A 12,482-nucleotide genomic window follows, 5' to 3' on the forward strand; every position below is an offset into this window, starting at 1 on the left:
GCAGGGGGCCGGACATTGCGAAACATCCCAACGCTCATCGGCTTTTCAGCCGTGGTGATGTGGTCGGCGCTGGCGGTCCTGACCGCTGCCTCGGGCACAATGCCGCCGTTTCAGCTCTCCGCAATCTGTTTTCTGATCGGATCGTTAATCGGCCTGGCGGCCATGATCCGCAAACCGGCCCGGTTCAAGGCATTCCGGCAGCCCGTCAAGGTCTGGGCGCTCGGGTTGTTTGGCCTGTTTGGCTACCATTTCCTGTATTTCACCGCATTGAGAAACGCGCCTGCCGTGGAAGCCGGGTTGATTGCCTATATGTGGCCTTTGCTGATTGTCGTCGGTTCGGCCCTGCTGCCGGGCGAGCGGCTGGGCTGGCATCACGTGGTCGGCGCGTTGATGGGACTGGCGGGAACCGCGCTGATCCTGATGCGCGGGGCACAAGGCGAATTTGGCGGCGGCAGTCTGCTCGGCTACGGGGCGGCTGCCTTGTGCGCGCTGACATGGTCGGCCTATTCGCTGATTTCTCGGCGCTTCGGCGCGATCTCGACGGATGTCATCGTCGGCTTCTGCATGATCTCGGCAGTGCTTTCGGCCCTGTGTCACCTGCTTCTGGAAACAACCATCTGGCCTGACACTTCTGGTCAGTGGGTTGCGGTGCTCGGCCTTGGCCTCGGACCGGTCGGGCTTGCCTTCTATGCATGGGACTACGGGGTCAAGAAAGGCGACATTCAGGTGTTGGGTGTGGCGAGCTACGCAGCACCCTTGCTGTCGACGCTGATCCTGATCCTGTTTGGCCATGGCCAGGCGAGTGTCAGCATCCTGGTTGCCTGCCTGTTGATCACCGGCGGCGCGTTTCTTGCGGCCAAGGATTTTTTACGGGGGAAAGCAAAACCATGATCGAATTTTTTCAAGCTCTTGAACCACTCGAGATTGGCCTGATCGTCACATCCGCACTCGGTTTTGCTGTTTACCTGGCCATGCTGCATCGCCCGACGTCGCTGATGCGGACTGTAGCCAAAACCTTGGCTGTTGCAGCGCTGGCGGGCCTGACGCTGGCGATGGGCGGGCCGAAGCTGCTGGCGCTGGCACTGATCCTGTCGGCGCTTGGCGATGCGTTTCTGGCCCATGACGGCGATGTGGCGTTTCTCGGCGGGCTTGGCAGTTTCCTCGCCGCCCACATTGCCTATGCGGTGCTGTTTCTCTCGTCAGGTCCCGGGCTTGCAGCCGCGCCGCTTGCCGGATTGCTTGCGGTGGCTGTTTTCGCGTTGGTTATGGGGTTTGTGATGGTGCGCAAGGCCGGGCCGCTGGCGCTGCCGGTGGCGGCCTATGTGCTGGCGATCGCCGTCATGGGGCTTGGCGGGGTCACGCTGGGTGGTCTGGTGCTGGCCGGGGTGGTGCTGTTCATGGCGTCCGACGCCATTCTGGGATCGGAGAAATTTCTCATGCCCGAGGCCAGCCGTTTGCGGCGCCTGACCAGCCCGGCTGTGTGGATATTGTATTACGCCGGTCAGGCCTTGATCACCCTTGGCCTTCTGGCCTGACCGGCGCACCTTTAAATGGTGACGGGCGCCAGTCGGGTGGGGCCATTTCGAAACTGGAAAATTCAAATCCCGGCGCAACCGTGCAACCGACCAGCGTCCACGCCCCGAGCGAGGCGGCGGTTTGCCAGCAGTTTGCCGGCACGACGATCTGCGGTCGCTCGCCGGAGGCGAGGTTCATGCCCAAACGATGGGATTCGGCATTGCAGCCATCGGCTGACAGGGTCAGTGCCAACGGCCCGCCGCCATGCCAATGCCAGATCTCGACAGCGTCGGTGACGCGATGCCAATGCGAGCAGTCGCCGCCTTCCAGCAGGTAATAGATCGCTGTCGAATGGCCACGCTCGCCGCCATCGGTGTCGCGGAAGGTTTCCCGGTACCAGCCGCCTTCAGGATGTTCCCGCATGTCGAGAAGGGCGATGATTTCGCGGGCGGACATCTGCGTGTTCATGATCAGAAATGATCCTTGCGGTGGCGCAGTTCGGCAAAGACCTCGACATCGCTGGCGGCCTCCATGCCGATATGCTGGCGGATTGACGGATCGCCGCAGCGCATGAAGGGGTTCGTGCGCTTTTCAAACCCGATTGTGGTCGGCAAGGTCGGCAGTCCCTTGGCGCGTAAGTCGTTGATGTCTTCCATGCGTTTGCCGAGTTCATCGTTTTCCGGATCGACAGTGACAGCGAAGCGGGCATTCGACTGGGTGTATTCATGACCGCAATAGACCCGTGTCTCATCGGGAAACGCGCCAAGACGGGCAAGCGAGCCGAACATGTCTTCCGGTGAGCCCTCGAACAACCGACCGCAACCGAGCGCGAACAGCGTGTCCCCGGCAAACAACAGACCTTCGTCTGCGATGTAAAAACAGATGTGCCCTGCCGTATGACCCGGTGTGGTGATGACCTTCACCACCCGACCGGCAAACTTGAACGTATCGCCATCGCCGACCGTCTGGGTCAGGCCCGAGATCTTGCCGGCCTCGGCTGCCGGGCCGATGACCTTGGGCGAATAGGCCTCGGCCAGGGCGGCAATGCCTTCGACATGATCGGGGTGATGGTGGGTGATCAGCAGGTCAGTGAGGCGCCAGTTGCGCTGTCTGAGTTCATTGGTGATGACGGTTCCGTCAGGCGCGTCGATGCTGGCGGTTTCACCGGTCAGCGGGTCGTGCAGAATGACACCGAAATTGTCCTGCCTGCAGGTGAATTGTTCGATCATGAGACTTGTCATCAGGTTCTCTCCCGGAGGCTTTGAATCAGTTGGCCGAGCATAGCTTGAGGCGTTCGCTCCGTCACCTCGTTACCAACCACCATGCCAAAACCGCATTCTGCTAGCGCCACCGCTCAAGCTTTTCACCAATCGGACAGAAATATGGTTTTTGCTGCTGTTTGGTCATTGTTGCAGGTGTAAGCTTGTCTGCGAAATACGTTGAAGCAGTCAGGTCCTTTGTCATGCATGCCGATATCGTCGATTTGAGACAGTTCTATCATTCCCGGCTCGGCATGCTCGCCGAACAGTCCGTGGCCATGGCGCTGTCTTCGATATGGGACACGCTGCCCGGCGAAAGATTAATGGGGCTTGGTTATGCGGTGCCCTATCTCGACAGGTTTAGTCCCGATGCCGAACGGACCTTCGCCTTCATGCCTGCGGGCCAGGGCGCGGTGAACTGGCCGGTTGGCGGGCCATCGGCCACGGCTCTGGTGTTTGACGAAGAGCTGCCTTTGCCCGACGCCTCGCTGGACCGCATCCTGATGGTGCATTCGCTGGAATTTGCCGAGAACCCGCGGGAGACGCTGAAGGAACTCTGGCGGGTACTTGCGCCCGGCGGCCGGCTGGTGATCGTCACGCCAAACCGCCGCGGTGTATGGGCACGGTTCGAGCACACACCATTTGGCGCAGGCCGGCCCTATTCTCGCGGACAATTGATAACGATCTTGCGCGAAAGCAATTTCACACCCGGCGCCTTTGCCGAGGGTTTGCTGTTCCCGCCCTCCGAACGTGCGATGATCCTTCGGCTGCGTGGCATTTTTGAACGGCTTGGCCGCAGAATGTGGCCGGTGTTTGCAGGCGTCATCATTGTCGAGGCGCAGAAACGCCTTTACCAAGGACTGCCGGTGGCGGCGCGGGCGTCGCGGCGGGTGTTTGTACCGGTGCTGTCAGCGCAAACCTCCCGCGCGGCTCACCGCCGGGCCAAATCACCCAACTGATCACAACTCTCGACAAGACCGTTGTGAGCGGTTATTTCCGCCTGACCACGCTTGGTTTTTCGTTTGCAAGGAAGCTTCATCATGAGCAGCTCAGAACGTCCCGCCCCGAAACCGGGCGTCATGGAAATCGCGGCCTATGTGCCGGGGCGTGAAACCGCGCATGGCGTGACCAAGGTCCACAAGTTGTCCTCCAATGAATCGCCGCTGGGGCCGAGCCCCATGGTCACGGAAGCGTTCGCCGCGCGCAATGTCGATCTGGCGACCTATCCTGATGGGTCGGCGCACGTGCTCCGCGACGCGATTGCCCGGGCCTATGGGCTTAATCCCGGCAGTATCCTGTGTGGCAACGGCTCGGACGAACTGCTCGGACTGTTGTGCCAGACCTATCTCGCTCCGGGTGATGAGGGCGTGTTCACCGAGCATGGATTTCTGGTCTACAAGATCCAGATCATGGCAGCAGGCGCCACGCCTGTATCGGTTGCCGACGATGGCATGACTGCCGATGTTGATGCGATCCTCGCCGCGGTCACCGGGAAGACCAAGATCGTCTTTCTTGCCAATCCCAACAATCCGACCGGCACTTATATTCCGGTCGATGAGGTTCGGCGGTTGCACGCAGGACTGCCAAGCCATGTCATCCTGGTTCTGGACGCAGCCTATGCGGAATATGTCCGCCGCAATGACTATGAGGCGGGTATCGAGCTGGTTTCGGCCAATACCAATGTGGTGATGACCCGGACGTTCTCGAAAATCCACGGGCTTGCCGGGCTTCGGATTGGCTGGATGTATGCGCATGAAGCGATTGTTGATGCCTGCAACCGGGTGCGCGGACCGTTCAACGTCAATGCGCTTGCGATCATTGCCGGCGCCGCGGCGATCGGCGACCGGGCCCATGTCGAACGTGCCGTTGAGCACAATGAAGCTTGGCTGGACCGTGTCAGCGAGGCGTTGGTGGGCCTGGGCCTGACAGTCACGCCGTCGGTGGGCAATTTCGTGTTGATGCATTTTCCAAAAACCGCGGGCAAGACGGCTGCAGAGGCCGATGAATTTCTTTCCTCACGCGGCTATGTGCTGCGCCGGGTGTCAGGGTACGGCCTGCCGGATGCGCTTCGGATGACAATCGGCAGTGAAGAAGCCAATCTCGGCGTGATAGACGCGCTGAAGGAGTTCATGGCCTGACATCATGAGTAAAGCTTTGTTTGAAAACATCACCCTGATCGGCATTGGCCTCATCGGTTCGTCCATAGCGCGCGTGGTGCGCGCCAAAGGTCTGGCCGAACATGTCACTATCGCGACAAGAAGTGCGGAAACGCTGGAAACTGCGCGGGCGCTTGATCTCGGAGACTCTTATTTCCTCTCGAGCGCGGAAGCTGTCGCCAATGCTGATCTTGTGATCGTCTCGGTACCGGTTGGCGCGTCGGAGTCGGTGGCGCGGGAAATCGGTCCACATCTCAAGCCTGGCGCTATCGTGACCGATGTCGGATCGACCAAGGCGTCGGTGGTCAGGCAGATGCAGCCGCATATGCCTGACAATGTTCATTTTATCGCCGGTCACCCGATTGCGGGTACTGAGCAGAGCGGTCCCGAGGCCGGTTTTGCCGAATTGTTTGATGGCCGTTGGTGCATCCTGACGCCAACGGAAGGCACTGATCAGCAGGCAATCGCGCGACTCACCGGTTTTTGGGAAGCGTGCGGATCCAAGGTCGATCAGATGGACCCCGAGCACCATGATCTGGTGCTGGCGATCGTGTCCCACTTGCCGCACATCATCGCATACAACATTGTTGGCACCGCAGATGATCTGGAAACCGTGACAGAATCCGAAGTGATCAAATATTCTGCGTCGGGCTTTCGCGATTTTACCCGGCTTGCTGCGTCGGATCCGGTGATGTGGCGCGATGTCTGTCTGCACAACAAGGATGCCATTCTGGAAATGCTGGCACGGTTTTCCGAGGACCTGTCCTCGTTGCAGCGCGCTGTCCGCTGGGGCGATGGTGACCAGTTGCTGGAGTTGTTCACCCGCACCCGCGGCATTCGCCGGTCCATCGTTGAAGCCGGTCAGGATACCGAAGCGCCGAACTTCGGCCGCAACGCGCCCAAGTCAGACGTGCCGGGCGCTGCTGAATAACCATCAGAAATCAGGTAATCTGCCGAGCGGAAACATGCCCAGCGAGACCATGTTGTCGTCAAGTGTCAGTGGCAAGGTTATGCCGTCATCGCCGGGGATTGTATCCAGCGCGGAGAGCAACGGTGCGAACTGGCCGAGCGAATTTGCGAGCGCCGGGTCGAAACCCGCTGCAAGCTCGGTGAAGCGTTGCTGGTTGCGCACTGTCAGTTGCAGGGCGCCGGATAACCGGCCATCACTTCCGATCTGGACCGGACCGGAAATTTCCAGGGATGAGGATTTATCAAGTTCGATCGACAGACGATGGATCTGTGTTTCAACAGTACCTATGGGGCCGGTGTAAGGCCTGTCGAGCAGGCCGGACTGGCCGGCAAGGGTCGCTTCGAGCGTGACTTTGTCCGCAATCTGTCCGGCAACGAGACTCGTTTGAAGCAACTCGCCATAGGCCGCGATATCAAGGTCAGTTCCGCTGCGGCGGGCATGGGCGGTGATCCGGTCAGCCTGCAACGAGAATTTCTGCGCCAGCACGATCCCGTCAATATCGAAACTGATGTTGCGGCCATCGAGGGATCCGCGGTTCAGTCCGTGGATGGCTGCATGGACGCTTGCCTGCAGCACCTGCCAGTCGACGTGGGCGTCAACTCCCGGCGCCGAGAATGACAATGGACCGTCGATTTCGGCGACGATATGGCCGGGCTTGTAGAATTGCGCCGCCGAGCGAAATGCACCGGTCGTGGCGGTGACGCCATCGGCGGGATTGGCATAGGACATGGCGTCGCAGAACACGCCAAAGCGGAAGGGATATCCACGGATGTCGGCAGTGACGCAGTCGGCGGTGGCATTTGCGCCGGTCATTTCCGCCAACGCCGTCGGCAGATGATCAATGATCCTGGCGGCGAAGAGGAACCAGCCAACCGTCCAGAGCAGGATTCCGCCGACAATCGCTGTAGCGAGCCAGCCGAATTTTCGCGATGATGATGAGCCAGACGAAGTGGATGGCATTGCGTTCTCCTTGTGCGCCCTGCATGAACAGCCGGAATGACGGCCAAGACGCTGGTGCGAAAGCCGAATCAACTTTGGTCAACCGGGCGCGTGGTCTGAAACTGAATTTTGCTTAGCGGCGTGCAGTCACCGCGCTGGATAACATGGGTTCGGATATGGACGATTTTTGGGTGTTTGGCTACGGATCGCTGATGTGGCGTCCGGGCTTTGACCATGAGGAAACCCGACAGGCGAGACTGTTCGGTCATCACCGGGCGCTGTGCGTGCGTTCCTTTGTGCACCGTGGCACGCCGGAGCGTCCGGGGTTGGTGCTTGGACTTGATCGCGGCGGATCCTGCCACGGGGTTGCCTTCCGGATACGGCCGGAAAACCGCAATGCAGTGCTGGCCTATCTGCGTGAGCGTGAACTGGTGACACAGGTCTATGTCGAGACGAATCGCAAAATTCGGCTTGAGACCGGACATGACGTTCGCGCCGTGACCTATGTGGTCGACCGCTGCCACGACCAATATGCCGGTGCTCTATCGGTTGACGATGCCGTGTTGCGGGTGTCGGGCGCGGTAGGACAATCCGGCCCGAACGAGGATTATGTGGTCAATACGGCCGACCATCTCAAGACACTCGGAATTCACGACCCTCATCTGGAGGGAATCGCCGACCAGATCAGGATTGCTGAGCGGCCGGACCAGTCAGTGCGCGGCCGCGTCTGAAGCCATAGCTTCGAGTTCGGCGAACCTGCGGCGGGCGTCTTCACGCAAGGGAACCTGCGGATTGGCCTTGATCGTTTCGACAAGCAGTTTGTCGCTGGCGGTTTCCATCACGTCCATCAGTTTTTTCATGAACGCGTCCGGACCCATTCCGGGTTCGATCGGCGGCAGGATCTGAACCTTGAAATGTCCGGGAAAACGCAGGAATTTGCGCCGCGGCCAGAACAGACCTGGATGCATGACGACAGGCACCACCGGAACCTTGAGATCGCGGTAAAGCCGGGCAATGCCATATTTGTAGTTCGGCGGTGCGCCGGCCGGGCGGCGGGTGCCTTCCGGATAGATGATCAACTGGCGGCCGCTTTCGATCTCGCGTTTGGTGCGTTCGAGCACTTCGGCCATGACCTTGCCCTTGGCGCCGCGATTGACCGGGACCATCCTCATTCTGAAGATGTACTGGCCGAAAAGCGGAATCCAGCCGAGCTCGCGTTTGACAATGTAGACCGGGTCATCAAGCCATGGCAGCAGCGCATAGGCATCCCAGAACGACTGGTGCTTGGGCGCGAAGATATAGCCACCTTCCGGGATGTTCTCGAGACCCTCGATTTCAAAGGTGGTGCCGACGATTTTATCCTGTAGCCAGTGGTTGGCCAGGGCCCAGTTTTTCGGTACGTTCCAAGCTGTCTTGCGATCCGCCAGGAAATAATAGGGCGAGAACACGATCATGCGTCCGATCAGATTTATGTAGAACGCGATGTTGAAGAGTATGGACCTGAGAACAATCATGGCGGCATCCGGATTTATGGTCGGCTCCGTCAGTGCTTGCGCCGGAACCCTGGACCCCGGTTACACCATTGGTGGGCCGTCGAAAACCTGCCGGTCCGGAAAATAACTGCAAGCCGGATTGTCACCCGATCAATCGTACGACATTCTAGCCGCAACCGGAGTTTTTCCGCCAGCATCGGCGCGAAGGCCGCTTGCTGTTTTGGCGCCGCTCCAGTTGCGCAGCCGGGCAAGCGAATATTTGGCGTATTCGACCATCAAGGTGCGCAATGCGACCGGATCGGTCAGCCAGGTCTCTGTTTTCAGGTCGGAATGGGTGACTGGATAAGCGATGAAAGTCACATCCGGACTCGCCTGCGAAAGTTCCATCAGGCTGCGCGGCATGTGATAATTGTTGGTCACAACCAGGATGCGGCTGTAGCCGCGCTGACGGATCCACCCGGCGGTTTCGTTGGCATTGCCGATGGTGTCGAGCGCTTCATAACCGATGTCGACACAGCAGTTGAATGTCGCCAGTTCGGCTCCGGTGGCGCGACGCAGCGCTGTGCCGGTGGTGGTCGGGTTGACGCCGGAGATCAAAAGCCGGTCGCCGACGCCCTTTTCAAGCAGTTCCAGGGCCTGATCGATTCTCTGATACCCGCCGGTCAGAGCGACGATCGCGTCAACCTCACCCGGGGTTCCTGTCGCCTTGAGCTCGGCGATGGTATCGGTGAAACGGAAAAACCCCATTGCTGCCAAGGCAATGGCAACGATTGCCGTGATGGTGACAATGCGCAGGCCATGGTGACCCACCCGCCGGAGACGGTGAATTGCATCAGTCTTGACGATTGCCGGCTTTACCGGTTCGGGCGGTGCGGTTTCCACGCTCATGACGCATGAATACTCCGAGATTCCGGCGAGGACCAGTCGGATTTGCGGCAAAAACCGGGCAGTCATCCGATTTCTGCCAAGGATGGATCGGCGCGCTGCCGGTCGATCTCCCGAATGGTGCGGATAACGGTCAGCCGGGTGGTGATAGCGGTCATGGCGGAGATCAGTATGATAATGCCAATGATGCCGAAATAACCGGCGCTGCTCAATGTAAACCGTCCAAACAGGGCAGTGACCTGGTCATTGAGCACTGTGGCCATGGTGTTGCTCTGCCACACACCAAGCAAGACATAGGCTGCAGCCGCGGTGCCGCCGCCGACGGCGGCGCCCTTCATGCCGATGAGCAGAAAGCGCTTCTGGAACTCGGAAGCAATGAATCGTGTTTCCGCGCCAACAAAGTGCAGCACTTCAACGATATGGCGGTTGCCATCCATGGCGCCACGGGTCGCAAATATCACCGTCAGCATCGTGGTCGCAAACATCAGCGACAGGATTCCGACGCCGATGAAGACGGTGATTCGCGCCATCGATATCAACCGGCCAGCCCAGGCGCGATGATCATCCAGCGTTGCCGCGGGCACGGCGTCGGCAAGGTTTTGTCGAATGATTGCGAAATCCGGTGGCGCTGTCTCATCGATGGTGACGATGACAAGGCGCGGCACCGGCAACTCGTCCATGTCGAAACCTTCGCCCAGCCATGGTTCGAGAAGTCGGGCCGTCGAGGCCCGATCGACAATTTCTGCGGTCAGCGCGCCGGGAAAGGACAGGACTATGCTGCGCACCTCGGTCAGTGCCGCCTCCATGTCGAGATCATCGACGGGCTTAATCTGGATGGTGATTTCGCGGGAAATGTCGCCCTGCCAGGCCTCGGCTTTTTCCTGCACCATGGTGACTGCACCAAGGGTGATGGCGCACAGGAATGACATGATGGCAATCACCACCATCAACGCGCGTCCAGAGACATTGATTGGCGGTACGATGGGAGCCATTGGCCGCAGGGCAACCAGACGCTCCTTTTTGCCGGTATCGCTTTTGGTCGAAGCGCGCTCAGTCATAAATGTCGAGCCGCCCTTCAGAGAGAATCATCCGGCGTGCGTTGACCCGGTCCATCAGGCTCAGGTCATGGGTGGCGATGACAACGGCTGTGCCGAGCCGGTTGAGTTCGATGAACAGATTGAGCAGGCGTTGTGCCATTGGTGGGTCAACATTGCCGGTGGGTTCGTCTGCAAGCAGGATCTCGGGCTGGTCGATCAGGGCGCGGGCGATGGCCACGCGCTGTTTCTCTCCGCCTGACAGCACAGGTGGCAGCACATTGATGCGCTCACCCAAACCGACCCATTTGAGCAGTTCGATGACGTCCGAGCGGTAGCTCGACTCATCCTTGCCGCGCACCCTGAGCGGCAGGGCGACATTCTCATAGGTGGTCATGTGATCAAGCAGCCGGAAATCCTGGAAGACAATCCCGATTCGCCGCCGCAACAAAGGCAGGTCCTCGCCGGGGATGACTGCAATATCCCGGTCAAACATGCGAATCAGTCCACGTGTCGGCTTAAGCGACATGAACAGAAGACGCATCAACGTCGTCTTGCCTGCGCCTGACGGGCCGGTCAGGAACTGGAAGGATTTTTTCGGGATGTCAAAAGTCAGGTCGCGCAGGACCTCAGGCCCCATACCATAGCGCAGCCCGACGTTTTCAAAATGGATCAACGGTTAATTCCTGTCGCGGTGGCCAATGCGCACAGTCGCCGGGCATGGTTAATGCCGAGTTAAGAAGCCGGACGAACCGACTGTCTACGAGGCCTGTTCGCCAAGCATTAACCATTTCCGTTTACGCATCGGTAAGAGATGTTTCAATGCCTACTGCATGACAGTGGCAGAAAAGGGGTGCCTGATGGGCGTTTCAGGCCGAATGTCACATGCTATCGAGCCAAAGGCCGGCGATTTACTGATGCCGGACCGGAAACGCAAAGCGCACGTGCCCCGTAGACGCGATGTCGAGGATGCCTGCTTTGAAACGGTCGATGGCAGGCGCACCGTGTCTTCCAAACGGTCCAGCGCTGACCCCAGCGGCATTTTCAAATCCAGACTCACAGAATCTTCGGCACTTGGTCCGTTCCCGCGCGATTTCGCACCTGTTGACGGCATTGGCGGCCAAACTGCGGACCGGAGCGAACGGCTTGGCGTGTTCAGCGGCAGTCGATCATCTTCAACAACCGGCCAAGCCAGACATCCAATGGCGACGCCTACCTTCATGCTGACACTGTGCGCAGCCACCGCCGCCATATTCTGGATGGCAGGCGGGCATGCGTTGGTGCAGCAACGTGTTGCCAGTATGCCGGGCGTAACGGCACCGGCGACGGCCGTATCGGTGCGGTCGATCAACGACAGGGCAACGCTGTTACCGGACCCTGTGGTGACATCGGCAGTTGCAGACAAGAAGACCGGCCCTGCCAGTGCAGGATTCACGGCTCCAAAGGCGCGGCCGGCCCGGATTGAGCGTGCCGGCTCCATTTTGATGATACGCCCCAACGGCGGGTAAGTTATTCTGCTTGCACCGGGCACGGATCAAACGGCTTTCATTTGAAAGCAAAGGGCTCTAGGACAGTGCGGCAATGTTGACCGAACTTCTTGGAGAGCGCGAATGCCGGTAGTGCGCGGAAAAATCATCGAGCCCTTGTTCACGCCCGAGGTGATTGCCCAGCGCAATCGCACGATGGCCGTCGAGATCGCCGCCAATCCGAAGAAGGATTTGCTGGTCATTTCCATCCTCAAGGGATCTTTCATTTTTGCCGCGGATCTGATTCGGGCTTTGCACGATGCCGGACTTGAGCCGGAGGTCGAGTTCATTACCCTGTCGAGCTATGGCCGTGGAACCACGAGCCAAGGTGTCAAGATCATCAAGGATATCGACAGCGACGTGAAGGGCCGCGATGTGCTGCTCATCGACGACATACTCGAATCGGGCCGGACCCTGAGGTTTGCACGCGACCTGATGTACGAGCGTGGCGCCAATCATGTCGATATCGCCGTGCTTCTGGACAAGCGGTCGCGCCGCGAGGGCACGCTTGACGCTGATTATGTCGGCTTCGAATGCCCGGACTATTTCGTTGTCGGCTACGGCATGGATGTGGCTTATGCCTTCCGTGAGCTGCCGTTTGTCGGAGTGGTCAAGGGCGACGCCTGAGCCCTGCGTGGTTTTTTGGCCGCATTCGCGCTATATTCAGTCCATGTTGCGGCAAGTTTCAAATCATAGGTTGTTTGA

At 59.3% G+C, this 12,482-nt stretch carries 15 protein-coding genes; 8 read left to right on the top strand and 7 right to left on the bottom strand.

Annotated features, from left to right (window positions below):
* The first annotated feature begins 15 nt into the window (after positions 1-15).
* Both IMCC20628_RS22455 and IMCC20628_RS22460 read left to right on the top strand, forming a co-directional pair.
* Complete coding sequence (locus IMCC20628_RS22455; RefSeq protein WP_047032886.1) at positions 16-891, top strand: EamA family transporter; 876 nt, start codon at positions 16-18, stop codon at positions 889-891.
* On the top strand, positions 888-1,535 hold the full coding sequence (locus tag IMCC20628_RS22460; RefSeq protein WP_047032062.1) for a lysoplasmalogenase: 648 nt from the start codon (positions 888-890) through the stop codon (positions 1,533-1,535). The genes IMCC20628_RS22455 and IMCC20628_RS22460 overlap by 4 nt, the downstream gene beginning before the upstream one ends.
* Here IMCC20628_RS22460 and IMCC20628_RS22465 read toward each other — a convergent pair.
* On the bottom strand, positions 1,513-1,983 hold the full coding sequence (locus IMCC20628_RS22465) for a cupin domain-containing protein (RefSeq protein ID WP_082128278.1): 471 nt from the start codon (positions 1,981-1,983) through the stop codon (positions 1,513-1,515). The genes IMCC20628_RS22460 and IMCC20628_RS22465 overlap by 23 nt on opposite strands.
* Positions 1,984-1,985: 2 nt before the next feature.
* Positions 1,986-2,756, bottom strand: coding sequence for a hydroxyacylglutathione hydrolase (gene gloB, locus IMCC20628_RS22470; RefSeq protein WP_047032063.1), 771 nt, complete (start codon positions 2,754-2,756; stop codon positions 1,986-1,988).
* A gap of 221 nt (positions 2,757-2,977) precedes the next feature.
* Here gloB and IMCC20628_RS22475 point away from each other — a divergent pair, with 221 nt between their 5' ends.
* From IMCC20628_RS22475 to IMCC20628_RS22485, 3 genes are all read left to right on the top strand, one after another.
* The gene (locus tag IMCC20628_RS22475) at positions 2,978-3,733 is read left to right on the top strand and encodes a class I SAM-dependent methyltransferase (RefSeq protein WP_047032064.1); all 756 of its coding nucleotides are present in this window, start codon (positions 2,978-2,980) and stop codon (positions 3,731-3,733) included.
* Positions 3,734-3,814: 81 nt separating this feature from the next.
* Positions 3,815-4,912 (top strand): histidinol-phosphate transaminase, encoded by a 1,098-nt coding sequence (locus IMCC20628_RS22480; RefSeq protein ID WP_047032065.1) that lies wholly within the window; start codon positions 3,815-3,817, stop codon positions 4,910-4,912.
* A gap of 4 nt (positions 4,913-4,916) precedes the next feature.
* Positions 4,917-5,861, top strand: a complete 945-nt coding sequence (locus IMCC20628_RS22485) for a prephenate/arogenate dehydrogenase family protein (RefSeq protein WP_047032066.1) — start codon at positions 4,917-4,919, stop codon at positions 5,859-5,861.
* 3 nt (positions 5,862-5,864) lie between these two features.
* On the opposite strand, the gene IMCC20628_RS22490 is transcribed toward IMCC20628_RS22485, so the two are convergent.
* Positions 5,865-6,860, bottom strand: coding sequence for a DUF2125 domain-containing protein (locus IMCC20628_RS22490; RefSeq protein WP_047032067.1), 996 nt, complete (start codon positions 6,858-6,860; stop codon positions 5,865-5,867).
* A gap of 155 nt (positions 6,861-7,015) precedes the next feature.
* On the opposite strand from IMCC20628_RS22490, the gene IMCC20628_RS22495 reads away from it, so the two are divergent.
* Positions 7,016-7,570 (top strand): gamma-glutamylcyclotransferase, encoded by a 555-nt coding sequence (locus IMCC20628_RS22495; protein ID WP_047032888.1) that lies wholly within the window; start codon positions 7,016-7,018, stop codon positions 7,568-7,570.
* Here IMCC20628_RS22495 and IMCC20628_RS22500 read toward each other — a convergent pair.
* The 4 genes from IMCC20628_RS22500 to ftsE all read right to left on the bottom strand — a co-directional run bounded on the left by IMCC20628_RS22500 (position 7,550) and on the right by ftsE (position 10,927).
* A complete protein-coding gene (locus IMCC20628_RS22500) occupies positions 7,550-8,353 on the bottom strand; it encodes a 1-acyl-sn-glycerol-3-phosphate acyltransferase (protein WP_047032068.1) in 804 nt (267 codons plus the stop codon). The two genes, IMCC20628_RS22495 and IMCC20628_RS22500, sit on opposite strands and share 21 nt — an antisense overlap.
* A gap of 129 nt (positions 8,354-8,482) precedes the next feature.
* On the bottom strand, positions 8,483-9,220 hold the full coding sequence (locus tag IMCC20628_RS22505) for a YdcF family protein (RefSeq protein ID WP_052766637.1): 738 nt from the start codon (positions 9,218-9,220) through the stop codon (positions 8,483-8,485).
* A 62-nt stretch (positions 9,221-9,282) separates the two neighbouring features.
* Positions 9,283-10,275 carry an ABC transporter permease gene (locus tag IMCC20628_RS22510; RefSeq protein WP_047032069.1) on the bottom strand — a complete coding sequence of 331 codons (993 nt, stop codon included), beginning with the start codon at positions 10,273-10,275 and terminating at the stop codon, positions 9,283-9,285.
* On the bottom strand, positions 10,268-10,927 hold the full coding sequence (ftsE, locus tag IMCC20628_RS22515; protein WP_047032070.1) for a cell division ATP-binding protein FtsE: 660 nt from the start codon (positions 10,925-10,927) through the stop codon (positions 10,268-10,270). The genes IMCC20628_RS22510 and ftsE overlap by 8 nt, the downstream gene beginning before the upstream one ends.
* A gap of 526 nt (positions 10,928-11,453) precedes the next feature.
* Here ftsE and IMCC20628_RS25235 point away from each other — a divergent pair.
* Together IMCC20628_RS25235 and hpt are read left to right on the top strand one after the other, a co-directional pair.
* Complete coding sequence (locus IMCC20628_RS25235; RefSeq protein WP_156174621.1) at positions 11,454-11,759, top strand: hypothetical protein; 306 nt, start codon at positions 11,454-11,456, stop codon at positions 11,757-11,759.
* A gap of 102 nt (positions 11,760-11,861) precedes the next feature.
* On the top strand, positions 11,862-12,404 hold the full coding sequence (gene hpt / locus IMCC20628_RS22525) for a hypoxanthine phosphoribosyltransferase (protein ID WP_047032072.1): 543 nt from the start codon (positions 11,862-11,864) through the stop codon (positions 12,402-12,404).
* Positions 12,405-12,482 lie beyond the last annotated feature (78 nt).

The organism is Hoeflea sp. IMCC20628, from assembly GCF_001011155.1.
In the GTDB taxonomy this organism is placed as follows: domain Bacteria; phylum Pseudomonadota; class Alphaproteobacteria; order Rhizobiales; family Rhizobiaceae; genus Hoeflea.